19 protein-coding genes are annotated in these 22,487 nt (G+C 65.7%); 13 read left to right on the forward strand and 6 right to left on the reverse strand.

Annotated elements, in window-relative coordinates; all coding sequences use genetic code 11:
• Positions 1-153: 153 nt before the first annotated feature.
• The 6 genes from MXC11_RS08555 to MXC11_RS08580 all read left to right on the forward strand — a co-directional run bounded on the left by MXC11_RS08555 (position 154) and on the right by MXC11_RS08580 (position 6,133).
• Entirely contained in the window at positions 154-807 is a 654-nt protein-coding gene (locus tag MXC11_RS08555; protein WP_250008315.1) for a paraquat-inducible protein A, read from the forward strand.
• The gene (locus MXC11_RS08560; RefSeq protein ID WP_250008320.1) at positions 794-1,414 is read left to right on the forward strand and encodes a paraquat-inducible protein A; all 621 of its coding nucleotides are present in this window, start codon (positions 794-796) and stop codon (positions 1,412-1,414) included. Before MXC11_RS08555 ends, MXC11_RS08560 begins: the two co-directional genes overlap by 14 nt.
• Positions 1,407-3,689 (forward strand): PqiB family protein, encoded by a 2,283-nt coding sequence (locus tag MXC11_RS08565; RefSeq protein ID WP_250008331.1) that lies wholly within the window; start codon positions 1,407-1,409, stop codon positions 3,687-3,689. The genes MXC11_RS08560 and MXC11_RS08565 overlap by 8 nt, the downstream gene beginning before the upstream one ends.
• Before the next feature lie 105 nt (positions 3,690-3,794).
• Positions 3,795-4,637, forward strand: a complete 843-nt coding sequence (locus MXC11_RS08570; RefSeq protein WP_250008340.1) for a protein TonB — start codon at positions 3,795-3,797, stop codon at positions 4,635-4,637.
• Positions 4,630-5,082, forward strand: a complete 453-nt coding sequence (gene rimI, locus MXC11_RS08575) for a ribosomal protein S18-alanine N-acetyltransferase (protein ID WP_250008350.1) — start codon at positions 4,630-4,632, stop codon at positions 5,080-5,082. Before MXC11_RS08570 ends, rimI begins: the two co-directional genes overlap by 8 nt.
• 133 nt (positions 5,083-5,215) lie before the next feature.
• Positions 5,216-6,133, forward strand: a complete 918-nt coding sequence (locus MXC11_RS08580; RefSeq protein ID WP_250008353.1) for a DMT family transporter — start codon at positions 5,216-5,218, stop codon at positions 6,131-6,133.
• Positions 6,134-6,158: 25 nt separating this feature from the next.
• On the opposite strand, the gene MXC11_RS08585 is transcribed toward MXC11_RS08580, so the two are convergent.
• Both MXC11_RS08585 and MXC11_RS08590 read right to left on the reverse strand, forming a co-directional pair.
• Positions 6,159-7,064 (reverse strand): DMT family transporter, encoded by a 906-nt coding sequence (locus MXC11_RS08585; protein ID WP_250008366.1) that lies wholly within the window; start codon positions 7,062-7,064, stop codon positions 6,159-6,161.
• Between the two features lie 106 nt (positions 7,065-7,170).
• On the reverse strand, positions 7,171-8,073 hold the full coding sequence (locus MXC11_RS08590) for a LysR family transcriptional regulator (RefSeq protein WP_250008373.1): 903 nt from the start codon (positions 8,071-8,073) through the stop codon (positions 7,171-7,173).
• Positions 8,074-8,206: 133 nt separating this feature from the next.
• Between MXC11_RS08590 and MXC11_RS08595 the strand changes: the two genes are divergently transcribed.
• Positions 8,207-9,385 (forward strand): benzoate/H(+) symporter BenE family transporter, encoded by a 1,179-nt coding sequence (locus tag MXC11_RS08595; protein ID WP_284060456.1) that lies wholly within the window; start codon positions 8,207-8,209, stop codon positions 9,383-9,385.
• A 64-nt stretch (positions 9,386-9,449) separates the two neighbouring features.
• On the opposite strand, the gene ntrC is transcribed toward MXC11_RS08595, so the two are convergent.
• The 3 genes from ntrC to glnA all read right to left on the reverse strand — a co-directional run bounded on the left by ntrC (position 9,450) and on the right by glnA (position 13,594).
• Positions 9,450-10,880: a nitrogen regulation protein NR(I) gene (gene ntrC, locus MXC11_RS08600; RefSeq protein WP_250008381.1), complete on the reverse strand. Its 1,431-nt coding sequence runs from the start codon at positions 10,878-10,880 to the stop codon at positions 9,450-9,452.
• Positions 10,877-11,962, reverse strand: a complete 1,086-nt coding sequence (gene glnL, locus MXC11_RS08605; protein WP_250008385.1) for a nitrogen regulation protein NR(II) — start codon at positions 11,960-11,962, stop codon at positions 10,877-10,879. The genes ntrC and glnL overlap by 4 nt, the downstream gene beginning before the upstream one ends.
• 225 nt (positions 11,963-12,187) lie before the next feature.
• The gene (glnA, locus tag MXC11_RS08610; protein ID WP_250008399.1) at positions 12,188-13,594 is read right to left on the reverse strand and encodes a type I glutamate--ammonia ligase; all 1,407 of its coding nucleotides are present in this window, start codon (positions 13,592-13,594) and stop codon (positions 12,188-12,190) included.
• 342 nt (positions 13,595-13,936) lie between these two features.
• Between glnA and thiI the strand changes: the two genes are divergently transcribed.
• The 3 genes from thiI to MXC11_RS08625 all read left to right on the forward strand — a co-directional run bounded on the left by thiI (position 13,937) and on the right by MXC11_RS08625 (position 18,835).
• A complete protein-coding gene (thiI, locus tag MXC11_RS08615) occupies positions 13,937-15,391 on the forward strand; it encodes a tRNA uracil 4-sulfurtransferase ThiI (protein WP_250008408.1) in 1,455 nt (484 codons plus the stop codon).
• 159 nt (positions 15,392-15,550) lie between these two features.
• On the forward strand, positions 15,551-17,371 hold the full coding sequence (gene typA / locus MXC11_RS08620) for a translational GTPase TypA (protein ID WP_250008422.1): 1,821 nt from the start codon (positions 15,551-15,553) through the stop codon (positions 17,369-17,371).
• A gap of 165 nt (positions 17,372-17,536) precedes the next feature.
• Positions 17,537-18,835 (forward strand): sensor domain-containing diguanylate cyclase, encoded by a 1,299-nt coding sequence (locus MXC11_RS08625; protein WP_250008430.1) that lies wholly within the window; start codon positions 17,537-17,539, stop codon positions 18,833-18,835.
• A gap of 1 nt (position 18,836) precedes the next feature.
• Here MXC11_RS08625 and MXC11_RS08630 read toward each other — a convergent pair whose 3' ends face one another.
• Positions 18,837-19,247 carry a YkgJ family cysteine cluster protein gene (locus tag MXC11_RS08630; protein WP_250008437.1) on the reverse strand — a complete coding sequence of 137 codons (411 nt, stop codon included), beginning with the start codon at positions 19,245-19,247 and terminating at the stop codon, positions 18,837-18,839.
• Positions 19,248-19,409: 162 nt separating this feature from the next.
• On the opposite strand from MXC11_RS08630, the gene MXC11_RS08635 reads away from it, so the two are divergent.
• The 3 genes from MXC11_RS08635 to MXC11_RS08645 all read left to right on the forward strand — a co-directional run bounded on the left by MXC11_RS08635 (position 19,410) and on the right by MXC11_RS08645 (position 22,482).
• Positions 19,410-20,420 carry a class 1 fructose-bisphosphatase gene (locus tag MXC11_RS08635; protein WP_250008445.1) on the forward strand — a complete coding sequence of 337 codons (1,011 nt, stop codon included), beginning with the start codon at positions 19,410-19,412 and terminating at the stop codon, positions 20,418-20,420.
• A 75-nt stretch (positions 20,421-20,495) separates the two neighbouring features.
• Positions 20,496-20,750, forward strand: a complete 255-nt coding sequence (gene bamE, locus MXC11_RS08640) for an outer membrane protein assembly factor BamE domain-containing protein (protein WP_250008452.1) — start codon at positions 20,496-20,498, stop codon at positions 20,748-20,750.
• Positions 20,751-20,847: 97 nt separating this feature from the next.
• Complete coding sequence (locus MXC11_RS08645) at positions 20,848-22,482, forward strand: FMN-binding glutamate synthase family protein (RefSeq protein ID WP_250008458.1); 1,635 nt, start codon at positions 20,848-20,850, stop codon at positions 22,480-22,482.
• Positions 22,483-22,487 lie beyond the last annotated feature (5 nt).

The following is a 22,487-nucleotide window of genomic DNA, read 5'->3' on the forward strand; positions in this document are numbered from 1 at the left end:
TCGCCGATGGTAGTGTGGGGTCTCCCCATGTGAGAGTAGGTCATCGTCAAGCACCTATCCCAAACCCCCGACCCGCGTAAGCGGATCGGGGGTTTGTCTTTGCGCTGCCAAGCAGCCAGATCGTCGATATGAACTGCCACCACGGCTGACACCATGCCCACGACGCCGCCCCATCACCCCCTGCAAGACCTGCCGCTCGAGCAATTGCTGGCCTGTCATGACTGCGACCTGTTGCTGCGTCGGCCGGTGCTGGGCGTCGAGCAGAAAGCGCGCTGTCCTCGCTGTGGCTGCGAGCTGTTTGCTCAACGTGCGCAGGTGCAGCGACGTAGCCTGGCACTGGTGCTGACTGCACTGCTGCTGTTCATCCCGGCCAACTTCTTGCCGATCATGCAACTGGAGTTGCTCGGTCAGCGCCGTGAAGAAACCGTCTGGAGCGGGGTCCTCGGGCTGTATTACGGTGAGATGCAGGTCGTGGCACTGGTGGTATTTCTCTGCAGCATGGTGATCCCGCTGCTCAAGCTGCTCTGTCAGCTGGCGGTCCTGCTCTGTATCCAGTGGCGCATGGCGCGAGGCTGGGGGCGCGGGCTCTATCGCGCCTACCATCACCTGCGCGAGTGGGGCATGCTCGAGGTCTACCTGATTGGCATCCTCGTCTCCATCGTCAAGCTGGTCGATATGGCTGATTTGCGTGTCGGCGTGGGACTGTTCTGTTTCATCGCTCTGCTGCTGGCCCAGATATGGCTGGAGGTCAGCATGTCGCCACAACAGATCTGGGCGGCACTGGAGGATGAGCATGCGCGCCCTTGATGCCGGTCTTTGGGTCTGTCACGAGTGTCACCAGCTCAACCGTCCATCTCCCGGCCAGGCTCCGCGTTGTCGTCGCTGCGGCGCGGTCTTGCATGCCCGGCGCCCCAACAGCATCGCCCGCACCTGGGCCTTGCTGCTGACGGCGGCGCTGCTGTACATCCCGGCGAATCTGCTGCCAATCATGAACGTCAGTCTGTTCGGTCGCGACAGTCCGGCAACCATCATGGGCGGTGTGATTGAGCTGATCCATGCCGGGATGCTGCCGATCGCGGCAGTGGTCTTTGTCGCCAGCATTCTGGTGCCGAGCTTCAAGTTGCTGGGTATCGCGTTGCTGCTCTATTCCGTACAGCGTCATCAAGTGATGTCCGCACGTCAGCGCATCATCATGTACCGCTTCATCGAGTGGATTGGCCGCTGGTCGATGCTCGACATCTTCGTGATCGCCATCCTGGTGGCGTTGGTCCGCTTCGGCAATCTGGCCAGCATCGAAGCCGGAGCCGGGGCACTGGCCTTTGCCGCGGTGGTGATCCTCACCATGTTGGCCGCCATTACCTTCGATCCCCGGCTGATCTGGGACAACACCGACGGGAACCACCCCGATGACTGAGCTGCTCACCCCCGAGATCCGCAAGACCAGCCATTGGTCCGCCATCTGGATCCTGCCCCTGCTGGCTCTGCTCATTGGGCTGTGGCTGCTCTGGCGCGCCTTCAGTGAGGCCGGCGTGGAGATTCGCGTGCAGTTTGCCGACGGCGAGGGTATCCAGGTCAACAAGACCCAGGTGATGCACAAGGGCATCGCGGTTGGCCGGGTGATTGATCTGCATGTCAGCGAGAACCTGCAAGGCGTCGAGGCCACCGTTGAGATCAACCGCGAGGCCAGGGAGTACCTGAGTCGCGACACGCGCTTCTGGCTGGTCAAGCCGCGGGTGTCACTGGCCGGAGTCACCGGTCTGGAAACCCTGGTGTCCGGCATCTATATCGCGATTGACCCGGTCAAGGGTGACCTGCACCGCGAGTTCCAGGCGCTGCGTGAGCCGCCGCCGCTCTCCGATCGCTTGCCGGGCCTGCACTTCACCCTCAAGGCGGAGCGGCTGGGCTCGCTGGAGCAGGGCAGTCCGGTCTACTACCGGCAGATTCAGGTGGGGCAGGTGAAGAACTACCGGCTGGCCGAGGATCAGCGCACCGTCGAGCTGCAGATCTACATCGAGGAGCCCTATGCGCCTCTGGTCCGCAAGCACACCCGCTTCTGGAACGCCGGCGGGCTGACCTTCAGCGGCGGCTTGTCGGGCTTCAAGCTGCGCACCGAATCGCTGGTCAGTCTGGCCACCGGCGGCATTGCCTTTGCCACGCCCGAGCACCGTGCCGACAGCCCGCCCACCGATCCGGCCTTGCCCTTTCGCCTCTACGATGATTACGAAAGCGCCGAGGCTGGCCTCAAGGTGATGCTCAAGCTGCGGGATGTGGCCGGGCTGCAGGCGGGGCGGACCCCGGTGATGTACAACGGCGTGCAGGTCGGCACCCTGAAGAAGATCGACATGGGCCGCGACTTTGCCCAGCCGGTGGCCGAGCTGACCATGGACCCGCGCACCGAAGAACTGCTGCTGGCCAGCAGCGAGTTCTGGATGGTCAAGCCGTCGATTTCCCTGGCCGGCATCAGCGGCCTCGAGGCTCTGGTGCAGGGCAACTACCTGGCCGTGCGTTTTGGCAAGCAAGGTTCGCCCGGCCGCGAGTTCAATATTCTGGCCAAAGCGCCACCGCTCAATATCGATGCGCCGGGTGTACACCTGGTGCTGAGTGCGCCGCGACTGGGCTCCCTGGAGATCGGCAGCCCGCTGCTTTATCGGCAGATGCGGGTCGGTAGCGTGCAGAGCTACGAGCTGTCCCGTGATCGCCAGCAGGTGCTGATCGGTGTCCATATCGAAGCGCAGCATGCCGGGCTGATCAACGCTTCGACTCGCTTCTGGAATGCCAGTGGCGTGCGTCTCAAGGGCGGGTTGGGCGGTATCGATCTGCACAGCGAGTCGCTGCAGACCCTGCTGCTGGGCGGTATTGCGCTCGACACCCCGGATCCACAGGCCCGCCCGCTGGCCCCAGGGCAGCGCGTGCGCCTGTTCGATGATGAGCAGCAGGCGCTGTCCCGTGGGCAGGTGCTGGAGCTTAGTCTGCCCCGCGGTGATGGGCTGCAGGAGGGCACACCGCTGCGCTACCGCGGCCTGCAGATCGGCCATGTTGAGCAGGTCGAGCTGAGTGGCGATCTGGAACAGGTGCTGCTACGGGTACGGGTCGAGCAGGCCGGCGAGCGCATTGCCCGTGTCGGCAGTCGCTTCTGGGTGGTGCGCCCGCAGCTCGGGCTGGTGCGCAGCGAGCATCTGGATACGTTGATCAGCGGACCCTATCTGGAGGTTCAGCCGGCCGTTCGTCCGGGGCCTGTACAGACCCGCTTCACGGTCGAGGAGCAGGCGCCGAATGCAGTGCAGCGCGAGGCCGGTCTGCCGCTGGTCCTCAGCACACCGCGGCGTGGTTCTCTCAAGGCTGGAGTGGCGGTGACCTACCGGGAGATGCCGGTGGGCAAGGTCACCCGTGTCGAGCTGGGGCCGCGCGCTGACCGTGTCCTGGTCCACATCCTGATCGAGCCGCGTTATGCCCCGCTGGTGCGGGGCGGCAGTCGTTTCTGGAATGCCAGCGGGATTGGTGTCGAAGTCGGCCTGCTCAAGGGTGCGCAGATTCGCACCGAGTCGCTGGAGGCCCTGCTGGAAGGCGGAATCGCCTTTGCCACCCCCGAGGAGCCGCGCCCGGTGCAGCCTGGCCAGACCTTTGCGCTGTTCGAGCAGCCAGAAGAGGAGTGGTTGCAGTGGGCGCCACACATCACGCTGAAGCCTTGAACCGATGGTCGGGCGACTTTTCCGCCACGGCAATTCGCGCCACAATCGCGGCCCTGCCCATGTGGAGCCTGCGATGAAACCTGCTGACCTGTACGGATGTCACCGGTGATCGACGAGCCGCAGCGGCGTGCATGGCTGAGTGCCATGCAGGTCGATGTCTGGCTGCCGCGCCAGACGTTGCCATTTGCCGCCCCCTCGCGCCCTGAGCTTCTGGTGCTGCCTGCGCCTGTCCCTGTACGGCCAGCGGCTGCGCCGCGGCGTCCGGTCAGTGCCACCGTGCCGCCACCGAAGCGCCCCCTCAGCGCAGTCAGCACAGCGCCACCGGCGCAGCAGGCGGCGGCCTTGAAGGCTGCGCTGCAGGCGCCGCCATCGGCGACGGCCGAGACCCAGCGCGCGGCCGCCCCCGTAGCACCGGTCGAATCCCAGGACACGCCCCCCGTCACGCCCGCGCCGGCCGCGGCGCTGATCCCGCGCTTCAGCCTGCAACTGCTGCGGGCCGGTGCCTGCCTGCTGCTGGTCAGCCTGCCCACCGGTGAAGCCTTCGCTCGCCGTGATCCGGGCTATCTGCTGCTGCGTGATCTGTTGCGGGCGGCTGGACTGCCCGACAGCCCGCAGCCGCTGGGCGAGCCGATCCGCTGGCCGATGCTGCGCGGGCGCGTCAGTCATTTCGATCAGGGCGTTGAGGCGGCGCAGCGTTATGTCTGCACGGTGCTGCAGGCGCAGCAGGAAGCCACACTGACCCGCGGCCTCTGGCTGATCGGTGCCGCGGCCCGGCAGTTTGCCGGTGCGCCGCAGGTCGCCGATGGCCAGAGCGTGCGCCTGGATGGTCTGGGCACGGCCTGGGCGCTGCCTGATCTGGAGTCACTGCTGGAGCGTCCCGCCCTCAAGGGCGAGCTCTGGCACCATATGCGCCGTGAACGGCACCGCTGGATATTCCCCGATGAGTGATGCAATCCGCTTTCGCCCGATGACCGCCGCAGACCTCGATGCGGTCCTGAAGATCGAATATGCCGCTTTCAGCCATCCCTGGACGCGCGGCATCTTTACCGATGCGCTGCAATCCTACGAGTGCTGGCTGATGTTCGAGGGCGATCAGCAGGTCGGGCACGGGGTGATCAACCTGATCCTCGATGAAGCCCACCTGCTGAACATCACGATCAAGCCGCAGAGTCAGGGGCGGGGTCTTGGGCTGCGCCTGCTCGAGCACTTGATGCAGCGCGCCCGCGCGCGCGGGGGCAACGAGTGCTTTCTCGAGGTGCGCGCTTCCAACCAGTCGGCGTACCGGCTGTACGAGCGCTTTGGCTTCAACGAGATCGGCCGGCGCCGCGACTACTACCCGCTGGCTGGTGGGCGTGAGGATGCGCTGATCATGGCGTGTCCGCTGTTCGACTGACCCCGTGCGCTGGCCCGGTTGTTCACCGGGTGCCGCCGCGGCCGTGTCCTTTTTCGCAAGAGATGATCGTGATGCCTGAATCCATTGTGAGTACCCGTACCCTGGCAATGTGGCGGGGTTGTGGGGTGGGGCGATGAACCGCGCGGCTGGATGGGCCGCAGCGGGGCTGGTGGTGGCGGTGCTGTGTTGGGCCGGCAATGCGCTGGTTGCCCGCGCGGTGGTCGACAGCCTACCGCCGCTGGCCCTGGCGTTCGGGCGCTGGAGCCTGGCACTGCTGATCCTGCTGCCCTTTGTCGGACGCAGCCTCTGGCAGCAGCGTGCCCAGCTGCGGGCGGCTGGCTGGCGTCTCTGGGGGGTGAGTGCGCTGGGCATTACCGGCTACAACTCGCTGCTCTATCTGGCCGCGCAGAGCACCACGGCCATCAATATCACCCTGCTCAATACCTGCCTGCCGCTGGCCACCTTCATCGGCGCTGGCCTGCTGCTCAATGAATGGCCGGCCCGCCGGGCCTGGCTGGGCATGGGCGTAGCGCTGTGCGGTCTGCTGCTGCTGATCGGGCGCGGTGATCCGGCGACCTTCCTGGCCCTGGATTTCTACCCCGGCGATCTGCTGATGCTGCTGGCGGTGGCGGTCTGGGCGCTGTACTCGCTGCTGATGCGCCTGTGGTCCGGGCGGTTTGCCCTGGCGCCGCTGGCGCTGCTGGGCGTGACCATCCTCTATGGCTGGATCCTGCTGCTGCCGTTCTATCTGCTCGAATGGTGGCTGGTCGGTGGCTTTGTGCCCGGCGTGGCCAGTCTGGGGGCGATGGCCTACACGGCGCTGTTCGCCTCGCTGCTGGCTTATCTCGCCTGGAACAACGGTCTGCGGGTGCTGGGGGCGGCGCGTGCCTCGCTGTTCAGCTACCTGATGCCGGTGTTTGCCGCGCTGCTCGGCTGGCTGCTGCTGGATGAGGGGCTGGCGTTCTATCACTGGCTGGGCGGTGCGCTGATCTTTGGCGGTCTGCTGCTGGCGACCCGCAGCGCCGCTGCGCCGCGTCCTGCGCCTCGCTGAGCGGCGCGCCTGCGAAGTCCCTGACCTAGCGAGTGCTCGCTGCAGCGGGCGCGCGCATGGTCAGCCCGATGCCACTTAGCACCAGCGCCATGCCGGCTAGGTGATAGCCCTGCGGGTACTCGCCGAGCAGGGCGATCGACAGCAGGGCGGCGAACACCGGCTGCAGGTGGATGAACAGCGAGCCGACCGCCGGCCCCACCACGGCCAGCGCCCGGTTGAACAGCAGCACCCCGAGAAACGCCGCCACCACCCCCGCATACAGGATGCCGGCCAGAGAGCCGGCATGGACGCGAATATAACGGCCGCTGGCCAGCTCCCAGAGATACAGCGGTGCCATCAGCAGCAGGCCGATGACGATCAGCGTGGCGAGCAGCAGCATCGGATCGACCCCCGCCGGGCGCCACTGCAGGCCCACGGTGTACAGGCTCCAGGCCAGCACCGCGCCGAGCATCCACAGATCGCCGATGTTCAGCCCCAGTGACAGCAGGCTGGCCGGCTCACCGCGGCTGATCAGCAGCGCCACACCGCTCAGCGACACCAGCACCCCGCAGGCCTCCAGTCGTCCCAGCCGGCGCCCGAACAGCACAAAGGCCAGCGCCAGAGTGGCCACCGGAATGAAGGAGTTGAGCAGGGTGGCGCTGGTCGCCGTGGTGTACTGCACGGCGACGTAAGACAGCGTGTTGTAGCAGCCGATGCCGAACACGCCGAGAAACAGCAGCGGCTTCCAGGCCTGGCGCAGCAGCGGCCACTGGCTGCGCAGGTGGGGCAGTGCCAGCGGCAGCACGCAGAGCAGGGCAATCGCCCAGCGCCAGAATGCCAGACCGACCGGCGGCAGGTCCTCACGCAGGCCGCGGCTCATCACCATGTTGCCGGCCCAGAACAGCGAGGTCAGGGTCAGCAGCAGATAGGAATTGCGGGGAAGGCGCAGCATGGCGGGAACCTAGGTGGGGGAGAGCGTGCAGTATCGGAGCAGTCCTTCGTGCAGATAAAGCGCGGCGCCCGCACTGCACTGTTCGTGCCGAGTAAATAGTGGGCGGTTATCGGGCGCCGGATGCCGGGAAGTGCTCGACCAGCCAGTCGATGAACACCCTAAGGCGCGGCGCCAGATGCTGGTGATGGGCGTACAGCACATGCATCGGCAGCGCCGGTGGCCGGTAGGCACTCAGCAGCTCCACCAGGGTGCCGGCCTGCAGCTGGCGGGCGACGTGATAGCGCGGGACCTGGATAAGACCCAGGCCGGCTTCGCAGGCGGCCACGTAGGATTCACCATGATTGACCGCCAGCCGCGCCGGCAGCGTGAAGGCCTCCAGCCGGCCCTCGACCATAAACGCCAATGGCTGCACCCGCCCGGTGGTCGAGGACAGGTACTCGACGCACTGGTGGCCGACCAGCTCCGGCAGCCCGGTCGGGAGGCCGTGTTGCGCGAGATACGCGCGGCTGGCGCAGGTGACCTGTTCCAGCGCCGCCAGTGGCCGGGCGATCAGCGTCGAATCGCCCAGCTCACCGATCCGCACCACGCAATCGACCCCCTCGCGCACCAGATCGATCATCCGGTCCCGCAGGCCGATCTCCAGGGTGATATCCGGGTAGCGGGCGTGAAAATCCGGCAGTGCCGGGATCACCTGCAGGCGACCGAACGAGGCCGGCAGATCGACCTTCAGCCGGCCACGCGGGTGCTGGGCATGCTGGGAGAGCAGCCCCTCGGCGGCCTCGAGACTGGCAAGAATCGCCAGGCAGTGCCGGTAGTAGGTCTGCCCATCAAGGGTCGGATTGACCTGACGGGTGGTGCGCTGCAGCAGGCGGGTGCCCAGATGCGCCTCCAGCTGCTTGAGCAGCGCGGTGGCCGAGGCGCGGGAAATGCCCTGCTGCTCGGCCGCCCGGCTGAAGCTGCCCAGCTCGACGATGCGCACGAACAACTGCATGGCCTGAAAGCGATCCATGGGAAATACCGGGCTGATTGTTTGAAATGGCTGAACAGTGTTGTCGGTTCTGCACAGTTTATCAATCGCCGCCCGCTGCCTAAGGTGAGGCGTCCGGCTGAGGCCGGCCTGCTTCTCTCTCAGGATGTTCTCCATGATCCATAAAGACGTTTCCGTATCGGCGCTCACGGCCGGCTTTCTCGCGGTGCTGGTCTCCTATGCCGGGCCGCTGATCATCTTCTTCCAGGCGGCGCAGAGCGCCGGGGTCTCCACCGAGATGATGAGCTCCTGGGTCTGGGGGATCTCGGTGGGGGCGGCGCTGTCGGGCATCGTGCTCAGTCTGTGGCTGAAGATGCCGGTGGTCACCGCCTGGTCGGCGCCGGGGACCGCGCTGCTGGTGACCCTGTTCCCCGGACTCAGCCTCAACGAGGCGGTGGGGGCCTACCTGACGGCGGGGGTGATCATCCTCTTGATCGGGCTGAGCGGCTATTTCGACCGTATCGTGCAGGCCATTCCGCGCGGCATTGCCAGCGCGATGATGGCCGGCATTCTCTTCCAGTTCGGCGCCGGTGCCTTCAAGGCGGTGGAGATCATGCCGGCGCTGGCCTTTGGCATGCTGGCCGCGTACCTGCTGGTCAAGCGTCTGCTGCCGCGCTATGCGCTGGTCCTGCTGCTGCTGGTCGGTGTGCTGCTGTCGGTCTTGCTGGAGGACAGCAACCTCTCGGCGGTGACCCTGAGCCTGGCGCAGCCGCAGTTCATCAGCCCGCAGTGGACCTGGAGTTCGACCCTGAGTCTGGCGATTCCGCTGGTACTGGTCAGCATGACCGGCCAGTTCCTGCCCGGTATGGCGATTCTGCGCGGCGCCGGTTACCAGACCTCGGCCAAGCCGATCATCACCATCACCAGCCTGGCCTCGCTGGCGGTGGCCTTTGTCGGGGGGATCACCATCGTGATCGCCGCGATCACCGCGGCGCTGTGCACTGGCAAGGATGCCCATGAAGATCCGGCCAAGCGCTACATTGCCGGGGTCGCCAATGGCCTGTTCTACCTGATCGGCGGCTGCTTTGCCGGCACCATCATCCTGCTGTTCAGTGCCATGCCGACCACCTTTGTGGCGGTGCTGGCGGGTCTTGCGCTGATCGGCGCAATCACCAGCAACCTGATGGGCGCGGTCGAGGATGCCGAGCACCGTGAGGCGTCGGTGATCACCTTCCTGGCCACTGCCTCGGGGATGAGCTTCTTCGGTCTGGGCTCGGCATTCTGGGGCATCGTGATCGGCACGCTGGCTTATCTGCTGCTGCACAAGAGCGACTGGTTCGCCAAGCGCGCCTGACGGGCGGGTGGGGGCTGCCGGGCGCGGCCCCTCTGCCCTGTTATTCACGGGCACGCTGTGGGGCTCAGGGTGCCTCGTCCTCGTCGCTGCCTTCTACCGCCAGATCCAGCTCCTTGATCTTGCGGGTCAGGGTGTTGCGCCCCCAGCCGAGCAGCTGGGCGGCATCGCGACGCCGGCCGGCAGTGTGCTTGAGGGCGCTCTCGATCATCACCCGCTCGAAGGCGGGCAGCGCGCTGCCGAGCAGATCCGTCTGCCCGCGGGCCAGCGCCTGCTCGGCCCACAGACGCAGGCACTGCTCCCAGCTGCCACTGACCGGTAGTTCCGGGCTGTGCTGCAACAGCTCCGGCGGCAAATCATCAATGTGCACCTCGCGCCCGGAAGCCATTACCGTGATCCAGCGGCAGGTGTTCTCCAGCTGGCGCACGTTACCCGGCCACGGCAGGTTCTGCAGGTATTCCTCGGTCTGCACCTTGAGCAGCTTGGGCTCGACCGCCAGCTCCCGGGCGGCCTGGGCGAGGAAGTGGCGGGCGAGTGCCGGGATGTCCTCACGGCGGTCGGCCAGGCGCGGGATGTGGATGCGGATCACGTTAAGGCGATGGAACAGGTCCTCGCGGAACTTGCCCTCGCGCACCAGGTTTTCGAGATTCTGGTGGGTGGCAGCGATGATCCGCACATTGACCTTGACCGGGGTGTGCCCGCCGACCCGGTAGAACTCGCCGTCAGCCAGCACCCGCAGCAGGCGGGTCTGGGTATCGGCGGGCATGTCGCCGATCTCGTCGAGGAACAGGGTGCCGCCATCGGCCTGCTCGAAGCGCCCACGGCGCTGCGCAGCTGCACCGGTGAAGGCGCCTTTCTCGTGGCCGAACAGCTCGGATTCCATCAAATCCTTGGGGATCGCCGCCATGTTCAGGGCGATGAACGGCGCATGGGCGCGCGGGCTGTGGCGGTGCAGGGCGTGTGCCACCAGCTCCTTGCCGGTCCCCGATTCGCCGTTGATCAGCACGGTGATGTGGGAGTGGCTGAGCCGGCCGATGGCGCGGAACACCTCCTGCATGGCCGCCGCCTCGCCGATGATCTCCGGGGTGGCTGCCTGCTCGGCAGGGGCCGTCAGGGCATCCTGCTCGCGGGCGTGCAGGGCGGCGCGCTTGACCAGCGAGACGGCCTCATCGACATCGAACGGCTTGGGCAGATACTCAAAGGCCCCGCCCTGATAGGAGGCCACCGCGCTCTCCAGATCGGAGTGGGCGGTCATGATGATCACCGGCAGGCGCGGATAGCGCTCGCGCAGGCGGGCGAGCAGATCCAGACCGCTGGCGCCGGGCATGCGGATGTCGGAGAGGATCACCGTGGGCTGCTCGACGCTCAGGTGCCGGAGCAGGCTGTCGGCATTCTCGAAGCTCTGGCAGGCCAGCCCCGCCTGCTGCAGGGCTTTTTCCAGCACCCAGCGGATCGAGCGATCGTCGTCGACGATCCAGATGGTTTCCGGTCGGTTCATGGGGTCGGGGCTCCTTGTTCAAGCGGCAGAAACAGCGAGAAGACCGTGCAGCCGGGCTGGCTTTCGCACTCGATCAGCCCGTGATGCTGGTTGAGGATGTTCTGCGCGATGGCCAGGCCCAGGCCGGTGCCATCGGCGCGTCCGCTGACCATCGGGTAGAAGAGGGTGTCCTTGAGTGCCGGGTCGATGCCCGGCCCGTTGTCGATGATCTCCACCCGGCAGACCAGCCGGTGGCGCTGATGGCCGATTGTGAACTGGCGCAGCGCGCGGGTGCGCAGCACGATGCGCCCCGGCTCAGTCGGGTTGCGGCGCGTGGCGATGGCCTGCATGGCATTGCGCACAATATTGAGCACCGCCTGGATCAGCTGCTCGCGATCGGCCAGCAGTTCGGGAATGCTCGGGTCGTAGTCACGCTCAAGGGTCAGGCGCCCCTGGCTCTCGGCCTCGACCAGGCTGCAGACCCGCGCCAGCACTTCATGGATGTTCACCGGCGCCAGCTGCGGCAGCTTGTTGGAGCCGAGCAGGCGATCGACCAAATTTCGCAGCCGGTCGGCTTCCTCGATGATCACCTTGGTGTAGTCCTTGAGCGCCGGATCCGGCAGCTCGCGGGCCAGCAACTGCGCGGCACCGCGGATACCGCCGAGCGGATTCTTGATTTCATGGGCCAGACCGCGCACCAGCTGGCGGGTGGTTTCCTGCTTGGAGAGCTGCGCTTCCTCCTTGGTGATGCGCAGCAGGCGATCGCGCGGGTGCAGCTCGAGCAGCAACAAGGTGCCGTGGCTACCGAGGATCGGCGTGGCGGTGTAATCGACGGTCAGGCTGGTGGGGCTGCTGCACAGCAGCTGCGCCTCGCGCTTGGTGAACGGGTGGGCGCTGGCCACCGCCTGACGCAGGGCGGACAGGCCATCGGGCACTTCCTTGAACAGTTCGCTGACAAAGAGGCCGAGGCTGCGCTGGCCGCTGACCCCCAGCAGCATTTCAGCGGCCGGATTCATGTATTCCAGGCGCAGCTCGGCATCGAGCAGCACCACGGCGGTGGTCAGGTTGTCGAGCAGCAGGCGTTGCAGGTGATCGTGAGCCATGATCGGCGGGCGCTCCGTGAGGGTGCAGTGTTTCTGCAAGAAGCGCGCCAGACTGTCGTGCCCCAGCAGCGGGCGGCCTGCGCCACTTCCCGAGGCGAGGGATGCCGGCAGTATAGGCAGTGCACCGCGAGGACGCACCAAGACGGTGCTTGGCGCCCTGTCAGGGGGCGTGCCCGAAACGACAGAGGCCTCCCGAAGGAGGCCTCTGTACGCATCACGCTACGATCAGCAGCTGTAGTACAGCTCGTACTCCAGCGGGTGCACGAAGGTGCGCACCTTGATCTCTTCAGCGGATTTGAGCTCGATGAAGGCGTCGAGGAAGTCCTTGGTGAACACGCCGCCCTTGAGCAGGAACTCGTGGTCGGCTTCCAGCGCCTCCAGCGCTTCCTTCAGGCTGCCGCACACCTGCGGGATGTTGGCAGCTTCTTCCGGCGGCAGGTCGTAGAGGTTCTTGTCGGCGGCATCGCCCGGGTGGATCTTGTTCTGGATACCGTCAAGGCCCGCCATCAGCAGCGCGGCAAAGGCCAAGTACGGGTTGGCCGACGGATCCGGGAAGCGCGCCTCGATACGGCGGCCGCGCGGGCTGGCCACGTAGGGGATGCGGATCGACGCGGAGCGGTTACGCGCCGAGTAGGCCAGCATCACCGGCGCCTCGAAGCCCGGGACCAGACGCTTGTAGGAGTTAGTCGACGGGTTGGTCAGGGCGTTCAGCGCCTTGCCGTGCTTGATGATGCCGCCGATGAAGTACAGGGCGGTATCGGAGAGGCCAGCATAGCCTTCACCGGCGAAGGTGTTCTTGCCGTCTTTGGCGATCGACATGTGCACGTGCATGCCAGAGCCGTTGTCGCCGTACAGCGGCTTGGGCATGAAGGTCACAGTCTTGCCGTAGGCGGCGGCGACGTTCTGCACGCAGTACTTGAGGTTCTGCACCTCATCAGCCTTGGCAACCAGGGTGTTGAACTTGACACCGATCTCGTTCTGGCCGGCGGCCACCTCGTGGTGGTGCACTTCGACGACCTGACCCATCTCTTCCAGGGCGTTACACATGGCGGCACGGATTTCGTGATCCGGATCAGCCGGCGGGGTCGGCAGGTAGCCGCCCTTGACCGCGATGCGATGACCGTTGTTGCCCTGGCCGCCGTTCATGTCGGCGTCGCTGTTCCAGCTGGCCTGCTCGGAGAAGATCTTGAACATCGAGCCGGACATGTCCGACTTGTACTTCACGGAATCGAAGATGAAGAACTCCGGCTCCGGGCCGGCAAATACGGTGTCACCGATGCCGGTGGTCTTGAGGTATTCCTCGGCGCGCTTGGCGATGGCGCGCGGGTCGCGCTCGTAGCCCTGCATGGTCGAGGGCTCGATCACGTCGCAGACCAGGATCAGGGTCGGCTCCTCGGTGAACGGGTCCATCACCGCGGTGCTGTCGTCCGGCAGCAGGATCATGTCGGAGGCTTCGATGCCCTTCCAGCCCTCGATGGAGGAGCCATCGAACATCTTGCCGACTTCAAAGAAGTCCTCGTCGGCATCGCGCGCCGGCATGGTGATGTGGTGCTGACGACCCTTCGGGTCGGTGAAGCGCAGGTCAATCCACTTTGCGCCATGTTCTTCGATCAGTTGCAATGCCTTTGACATGCGGTCCTCCAGGGGTACTCGTGGGCGGTGATGATGCCCGGTGAAATCGGTTGGCTCCGGGCGCAACGCCCGCGGGACAGTTTCCCGGTAACCTGACCACTAGCATGAAGCAACTAGCGTGCCAGTGCCCGTCAGCATGCGCGCCCCGCGCCGTTTCGGGGCTCGGGCCGGGCCTGCCCCTGCGCGCCGCTCAGGATCATGCACCATGCACGTGCTTTCAAGTGCCAGCCTGAAACATTTTGGTGCAGACTGGCGGTGCCTGCGAAAACTGCTCAAGAGTTGAGCAGTTTTCCGTTATACTCCGCGTCCTTTTTTCCCGCCGCGCCGCTGCCACACCCCTGCATGAAACTTATCGTCAAGCCCTTCGCCGAGATCACCATCAAGAGCCGTCCGGTACGCCGGCAGTTCATCCGGCAGCTGGGCAAGAACATCCGCAGCGTGCTCAAGGATCTGGATCCGGCCATCGATGTGCAGGGCGAGTGGGACAACATCGAGGTAATCAGCCAGCAGGATGCGCCGGCGGTGCGCGAGGCGATCATCGAGCGTTTGTGCTGCACGCCGGGCATCGCCCACAGTCTTGAGGTCATCGAGTACCCGCTGGGCGACTTCGATGCGGTGTTCGAGCACTGTCGCGAGCACTTTGCCGAGCGGCTGGCCGGGCGCACCTTTGCCGTGCGCTGCAAGCGCTCCGGCAAGCACCCGTTCTCCTCGGTGGAGCTGGCCACCTATGTGGGCGGTCGTCTGCGCAGCGAGTGCGGGGCGGCCGGGATCGACCTCAAGCACCCGGAAATTGAGGTGCGCCTTGAGGTGCGCTTCGACCGCCTGCTGCTGATCCGCGCCCAGCACGAAGGGCTGGGCGGTTATCCGCTGGGGGTGCTAGAGCAGACCCTGGTGCTGATGAGCGGCGGTTTCGATTCCTCGGTGGCGGCCTGGCAGATCATGCGCCGCGGGCTGCTCAGCCACTTCTGCTTCTTCAACCTCGGCGGGCGTGCCCATGAGCTGGGTGTGATGGAAGTGGCCCATCACCTGTGGCAGAAGTACGGCCGCTCGCACCGTGTCATGTTCATCAGCGTGCCCTTCGAGGAAGTGGTCGCCGAGATCCTCGGCAAGGTCGATGACAGCCACATGGGCGTGGTGCTCAAGCGCATGATGCTGCGCGCCGCCAGCCGGCTGGCCGAGGAGCTGCAGATTTCGGCACTGGTCACCGGCGAGGCGATCTCCCAGGTGGCCAGCCAGACCCTCAGCAACCTGTCGGTGATCGATGCCGCCACCGAGGCCCTAGTACTGCGGCCGCTGATTGCCACCCACAAGCAGGACATCATCGCCACCGCTGAGCAGATCGGCACCGCCGCCTTTGCCCGGCACATGCCCGAATACTGCGGGGTGATCTCGGTCAACCCGACCACCCGCGCCAAGCGCCTGCGGGTCGACTATGAGGAAAGCCACTTCGACATGGCGGTGCTGGATCGCGCCCTGGCGCGGGCCACGCGCACCACGGTCGATCGGGTGCTCGACGAGCTGGGCCAGGCGGTCGAGGTCGAAAGCGTGAGCGCAGCATTGCCCGGGCAGATCGTTCTCGACATCCGCCACCCCGATGCGGCCGAGGATCAGCCACTGGTGCTGCCCGGCATCGAGGTGCAGTGCCTGCCGTTCTATGCCATCAACCAGCGTTTCCAGACGCTGGACACCAACCGTCAGTACCTTCTGTACTGCGAGCGCGGCGTGATGAGCCGCCTGCATGCCCACCATCTGCTCAGCGAGGGGCATGTCAATGTGCGCGTCTATCGCCCGGCCTGAGCACCCGGTGCGTCAGGCGGGCCTTCTGGGCGGCAGCATCCGCCACCGCCCCCCCGACGGCGCCCGGCGGGCCTCCCGTTAATCAGATTGTCGCCGGTCCTGCGCCATGCTGGCGCCCGGCATCCGTATTCAAGCGTCACCTATCGAGAAGACACCCCTGTGATCGAAAATCTGCGCAATATCGCCATCATCGCCCACGTTGACCACGGCAAGACCACCCTGGTCGACAAGCTCCTGCGCCTGTCCGGCACCCTTGACCGCAAGGAGCTGGAAAACGAGCGCGTGATGGACTCCAACGACCAGGAAAAGGAACGTGGCATCACCATCCTGGCCAAGAACACCGCGCTGAAGTGGAAGGACTACAGCATCAACATCGTCGACACCCCCGGCCACGCCGACTTCGGCGGTGAGGTCGAGCGCGTGATGTCGATGGTCGACTCCGTGCTGCTGGTGGTCGACGCCCAGGACGGCCCGATGCCGCAGACCCGCTTCGTGACCCAGAAGGCCTTCAAAGCCGGCCTGCGTCCGATCGTGGTGGTCAACAAGATCGACCGTCCGGGCGCGCGTCCGGACTGGGTGATCGACCAGATCTTCGACCTGTTCGACAACCTCGGCGCCACCGACGAGCAGCTCGACTTCCCGATCGTCTACGCCAGCGCCCTGAACGGCATCGCCGGTCTCGACCACGAGGCCATGGACGACAACATGGATGCGCTGTTCCAGGCGATCATCGACCACGTGCCGGCGCCGACCGTCGACACCGAAGGTCCGTTCCAGATGCAGATCTCGCAGCTGGACTACAACAGCTTCCTCGGCGTGATCGGCATTGGCCGCATCGCCCGTGGCAAGGTCAAGACCAACACCCCGGTCACCGCCATCGGTGCCGACGGCAAGAAGCGCAACGGCCGCATCCTGAAGATCATGGGCCACTCCGGCCTGCAGCGCGTCGAGGTGGAAGAAGCCACCGCTGGTGACATCGTCTGCGTCTCCGGCATGGACGAGCTGTACATCTCCGACACCCTGTGCGACCAGCAGAACGTCGAGGCGCTACCGCCGCTGACTGTCGACCAGCCGACCGTGAGCATGACCTTCCAGGTCAACGACTCGCCGTTCGCCGGCAAGGAAGGCAAGTTCGTCACCAGCCGCAACATCAAGGATCGTCTGGAGAAGGAACTGCTGCACAACGTGGCGCTGCGCGTCGAGCAGGGCGACTCCCCGGAGAAGTTCAAGGTCTCCGGCCGTGGTGAGCTGCACCTGTCGGTGCTGATCGAGACCATGCGCCGCGAAGGCTTCGAGCTGGCCGTCGGCCGTCCGGAAGTGGTGATCATCGAGAACGAGGCCGGCGAGAAGCAGGAGCCTTACGAGAGCGTCACCATCGACATCGAGGAGCAGCACCAGGGTCCGGTGATGGAGCAGATGGGCCTGCGCAAGGGCGATCTGACCAACATGATCCCCGATGGCAAGGGCCGTATCCGCCTGGAATACACCATCCCGGCGCGCGGTCTGATCGGCTTCCGTAACAACTTCCTGACCCTGACCTCGGGCACCGGCATCCTGACCTCGACCTTCAGCCACTACGGCCCGATCAAGGCCGGCGAAGTCACCAACCGTCTCAACGGCGTGCTGGTCTCGATGGCCACCGGCACCGCACTGACCTACTCGCTGGAAACCCTGCAGGCGCGCGGCAAGCTGTTCCTTGAGCCCGGCCAGGAGATCTATGAAGGCCAGCTGTGCGGCATCAACAGCCGTGACAACGACCTGGTGATCAACCCGACCAAGGGCAAAAAGCTCGACAACATGCGCGCGTCCGGCAAGGACGAGGTCATCGCCCTGGTGCCGCCGATCAAGTTCACCCTTGAGCAGGCGCTGGAGTTCATCGATGACGACGAACTGGTGGAAGTGACGCCGAAGTCGATTCGTCTGCGCAAGAAGATGCTCAACGAGAACGACCGCAAGCGTTACGAGCGCAGCAAGGTCTGATCCGCGCTGAGTAAGCGGTAACGAGAAGCCCCGCCCGGTCTGCGCCTGGCGGGGCTTTTTGCGCTCTGGGCTGGCTGCGGCTAACGCCCTGTCGGCAGCGGTGGGCGCAACGGTGTAGCATGCGCACGTGATCCAAAAAGACTTTCTCGGGATGGAGGAGTGGGGATGGACTTCCCGAACAGGCAGATCGCCACGCACCGTGCGCCGGTGCAGGACAGGGAGGCCGCGCTGCCGGATTCGCTGCTGGCCAGTGCGCTGGAGCAGTGCAGCTACGCGGCGTTGATCACCGATGCCACGCTGGATGGGGCGGGGCCTTCCATCTGCTATGTGAATGCCGCCTTCTGCCGGATGAGCGGTTACGCCCCAGAGGAGCTGCTCGGCCAGAGTCCGCGCCGGCTGCAGGGTCCCTTGACCAATCGTGACGTGCTCCAGCAGCTGCGCGCACAGCTACGCGCCGGGGAGAGCTTCCGGGGTTCCACCATCAACTACCGCAAGGACGGTACGCCCTACGCGGTGGAGTGGAATATTTCGCCGGTGCGCGATGCCCAGGGGCGAATCACGCATTTCATGGCTCTGCAGCAGATGCTGTGCGGCGACGCGGCGCGTCCCCTGCACCTGCTGGCCCGCGCGCTGGATGTGGCCGGGGATGCGGTGCTTATCGCCAATGCCCGCGGGGTGATCGAGTTCGTCAATCAGGGCTTCCAGCGCCTGACAGGCTACCCGGCAGACGAGGTGCAGGGCCGCACGCTGGTGCTGCTGCGCCCGGGACTGGATGTGCCGCGCTTCTGCCGCACCCTGTGGCAGAACATTGCCGGCGGGCAGACGTATCAGTGCGTGGTCACCCACCGGCACCGTGCCGGCCATGAGCTGCACTGCGAGGAGACCATCACGCCGATCTTTGATGCCAACGGGGTGGCCAGCCACTTCATCAGCATCACCCGCGATATCAGCGAACGGCTCAAACGCGAGCGAGAGCTGCAGCAGCAGGCAACCCGCGATGCGCTGACCGGGCTGTTCAACCGGCGCGGCGGTGAGCGGCATCTGGAGCGCGCCTATCAGGCGACTCAGGAGCTTGGCCAGATGCTCTGCGTGATGCTGGCCGATGTCGATCACTTCAAGCGCATCAACGATCGCTGGGGGCATGCCGCCGGTGATCGGGTGCTGCGTGAAGTGGCGGACCTGCTACAGGGCAATGTGCGCAGCAGTGACCGGGTGGTGCGCTGGGGCGGTGAGGAGTTTCTGCTGATTCTGCCCAGCTGCCCGCTGAAGGCGGCGCTGGCGCAGGCGGATCGGCTGCGTGAGCTGATCGGCCATAACGAGCGCTTTGAAATCGGCCCGATCACCCTGTCGATCGGCGTGGCCGAGCTGCAGGTGGGCGAGAGTCTGGCCAGCCTGATCGACCGCGCCGACAAGGCCCTGTACCGGGCCAAGAACAGCGGGCGCAATCAGGTGCGCCCGGGCTAGGTCAGCGGCTGGCCGGCTTGGGGCGGAAGGCGCAGAAGCCCGGTCGCGGGCCGATCTGCGGATGGTTGCGGCAGGTGTCCGGACGGTTGGCGTAGACCGTGCACAGGCGGGTCTTCTGATCCAGATACAGGCAGTCGCCGCTGCTGTGCTGCTCCAGGGTGAAAATGCCGGTCTTCTGATGAAAGCGCGCCACCACCCCCTCGCGGATCAGGCGCTTGGCAATGTTGCGCGGCGGCTCGCTTACCTCGAACTCATCAATCAGCCCCAGGCGCAGCAGGTCCTTGAGGCGCACCTCCACCGGCAGGCTGCAGCAGGTGGCGCGGCATTCACGGCACAGGCTGTTGCCGGTGAACTTGATCCAGGTGTCCAGGCGCTCGGGGTCGGCGCCGACGATCAGGTGAGGGTTGGGCATGGCAGGTGGGGTCATGGTCAGGACGGGGCGCGATGATAAGGGCTGCAGGGGCGGCGTGCAGCGCTTTTTCACGCCCGGCAGACGCTGCATGCCTGCAGCGCGGTGCGGCAACTCGGGTTAAAATGGCGCGCTTTCTCCCCAGCCCCCCGGAGCTTCGCCACCATGTCCCGTGTGACCCTCAGTCGCTACCTGATCGAAGAAACCCGCAGTAACCACACCCCGGCCGATCTGCGCTTCCTCATCGAGGTAGTGGCGCGTGCCTGCAAGGCCATCAGCCATCAGGTCTCCAAGGGCGCGCTGGGCGGTGTGCTCGGCAGTGCCGACAGCGAGAACGTGCAGGGCGAGGTGCAGAAGAAGCTCGATGTGCTGTCCAACGAAATCCTGCTGGAAGCCAACGAGTGGGGCGGTCACCTGGCGGGCATGGCGTCTGAAGAGATGGATCACGCCTACCAGATCCCCGGCCAGTACCCCAAGGGTGCTTACCTGCTGGTGTTCGATCCGCTGGATGGTTCCTCCAACATCGATGTGAACGTCTCGGTCGGCACCATCTTCTCGGTGCTGCGCTGCCCGGACGACTACGACGGCGATGGCCATCTGGGCGATGACGCCTTCCTGCAGTCGGGCACCCGGCAGGTGGCGGCTGGCTATGCGATCTACGGTCCGCAGACCATGCTGGTGCTGACCCTGGGTTATGGCGTCAAGGGCTTCACCCTGGATCGCGAGCTGGGCAGCTTCGTGCTGACCCACGAGGACATGCAGGTGCCGGCCAGCACCGCGGAATTTGCCATCAACATGTCCAACCAGCGCCACTGGGAAGCCCCGGTCAAGCGCTACGTCGATGAGCTGCTGGCCGGCAAGCAAGGTCCGCTGGGCAAGAACTACAACATGCGCTGGATTGCTTCGATGGTTGCCGATGTGCACCGCATCCTCACCCGGGGCGGGCTGTTCATGTACCCGCGCGATGGCCGCGACCCGTCGATGCCCGGCAAGCTGCGCCTGATGTACGAGGCCAACCCGATGGCGATGATCATCGAGCAGGCCGGTGGCGCGGCTACCGATGGCGTGCAGCGTATTCTCGACATCGAGCCGACCAGCCTGCACCAGCGGGTACCGGTGTTCCTCGGCTCCCGTGAGGAAGTCGAGCGCGTCACCTCCTACCATCGCGCCGACTGATGCCATCTGGCGGCCGCCCGGCCGCCGTCTGCGGCCCGCCGGTGCCTGGCGGGCACTTTGCCGAGGAGTTTCGTGATGTCGCTGCGCCCCCTTGCGCTGCTGGCCTGTGCGCTGCTGCTGAGCGCCTGCAGCAAGGTCACCCAGGAAAACTTTGCCCAGCTGCGGACCGGCATGAGCAAGGCCGAAGTCGAAGCCCTGCTCGGCGCCCCCAGCGAGTGTGCCGGCGCGCTGGGCTTTACCAGCTGCAACTGGGCCGACGAGCGCGCGCTGATCAGCGTGCAGTTCGGCAATGACAAGGTGCTGGTGTTCTCCGGCTCCGGGCTCAAGTAGTACCTGCCTGACCTTCGTGCGGTCTGGGCACGTCCAGCGGTGACCGAATGCCTGTGGAGGTGCTACAAGTGCAGTACTGTCCACCGGAGAGATCAGGATGAGAACCACGCTGTCGCTGCTGAGCCGTTATGCCGTTTTTGCCGGGTGTGCGCTGTTATTCCTGCTCAGCCTGCCCTGGCTGTCCGAGTGGTGGCTGCTGACCCTGCTGACCGGCGCACTGACCCTGCTTGGCATCCGTGACCTGCGCCAGTCGCGCCATGCGCTGCTGCGCAACTACCCGGTCATCGGTCATATCCGTTACCTGATCGAGCAGGTGCGCCCGGAAATCCGCCAGTACCTGGTCGAGGGCGACAACGAGCAGCTGCCGTTCTCTCGCGCGCAGCGCTCGCTGGTCTATGCCCGGGCCAAGAACGAGGGGGCCGACAAGCCGTTTGGTACCCTCAGTGATGTCAGCGAACCGGGCTTTGAGTTCATCGGCCACTCGATGCTACCGGCCGATCACGTCGATCCGGCGACCTTTCGCATCGAGATCGGCGGCCCGCAGTGCAGCCAGCCTTATTCGGCGTCGATCTTCAATATCTCGGCGATGAGCTTTGGCTCGCTGAGCGCCAACGCGATCCGCGCCCTCAACCAGGGCGCAGCGCAGGGCGGCTTTGCCCATGACACCGGTGAGGGCAGCATCAGCCCTTACCACCGCGAGCACCGCGGGGATCTGATCTGGGAGATCGGCAGCGGCTACTTTGGCTGCCGTGACGGCGCTGGGCAGTTCGATGAGCAGCGCTTTGCCGTGCAGGCCAACGACCCGCAGGTGAAGATGATCGAGATCAAGCTCAGTCAGGGTGCCAAGCCCGGGCATGGCGGCATCCTGCCCCGGCACAAGATCACCGCCGAGATCGCCGCTACCCGCGGCATTCCGATGGATCAGGACTGCATTTCACCGGCCCGGCACAGTGCCTTCTCCACTCCCATCGAGCTCTTGCAGTTCATCGCCCGGCTGCGCGAGCTGTGCGGCGGCAAGCCGGTCGGCTTCAAGTTCTGCCTGGGGCATCCGTGGGAGTTCATGGCCATCGTCAAGGCGATGCTGGCGACCGGCATCCTGCCGGACTTCATCGTGGTGGACGGCAAGGAGGGCGGCACCGGCGCCGCGCCGTTGGAGTTCACCGACCACATGGGCGTGCCGCTGCGCGAGGGGCTGCTGTTCGTGCACAACACGCTGGTCGGCGCCAACCTGCGCAGCCAGATCCGTATCGGCGCGAGTGGCAAGATCATCAGCGCCTTCGACATTGCCAGCGTGCTGGCGATCGGTGCCGACTGGGCCAACTCGGCGCGCGGCTTCATGTTTGCCATCGGCTGCATCCAGAGCCAGTCCTGCCATACCAACCGCTGCCCGACTGGTGTCGCCACCCAGGACCCGCTGCGCCAGCAGGCGCTGGTGGTGCCGGACAAGGCCGAGCGCGTCTACAACTTCCACCGCAACACCCTCAAGGCGCTGGCCGAGCTGGTGGCGGCGGCCGGGCTGCGCCATCCCGGCGAGCTGGGCCCGCAGCACCTGGCCCAGCGCATCCCCTCCAGCGCCATCAACCTGTTCTCCCAGCAGCACGCCTATCTGGCTCCGGGGGCGTTGCTGGAGAGCGCGGGCGCCGAGGATTTCTACACGCGGATGTGGCAGCTGGCGCAGGCGGAGAGTTTCGCCCCGGTGCGCGCCGTGACCGCCGCCGATGCCCGCCTCTGAGGAGT

Source organism: Pseudomonas eutrophicaquae, assembly GCF_023544715.1.
Taxonomy (GTDB): domain Bacteria; phylum Pseudomonadota; class Gammaproteobacteria; order Pseudomonadales; family Pseudomonadaceae; genus Geopseudomonas.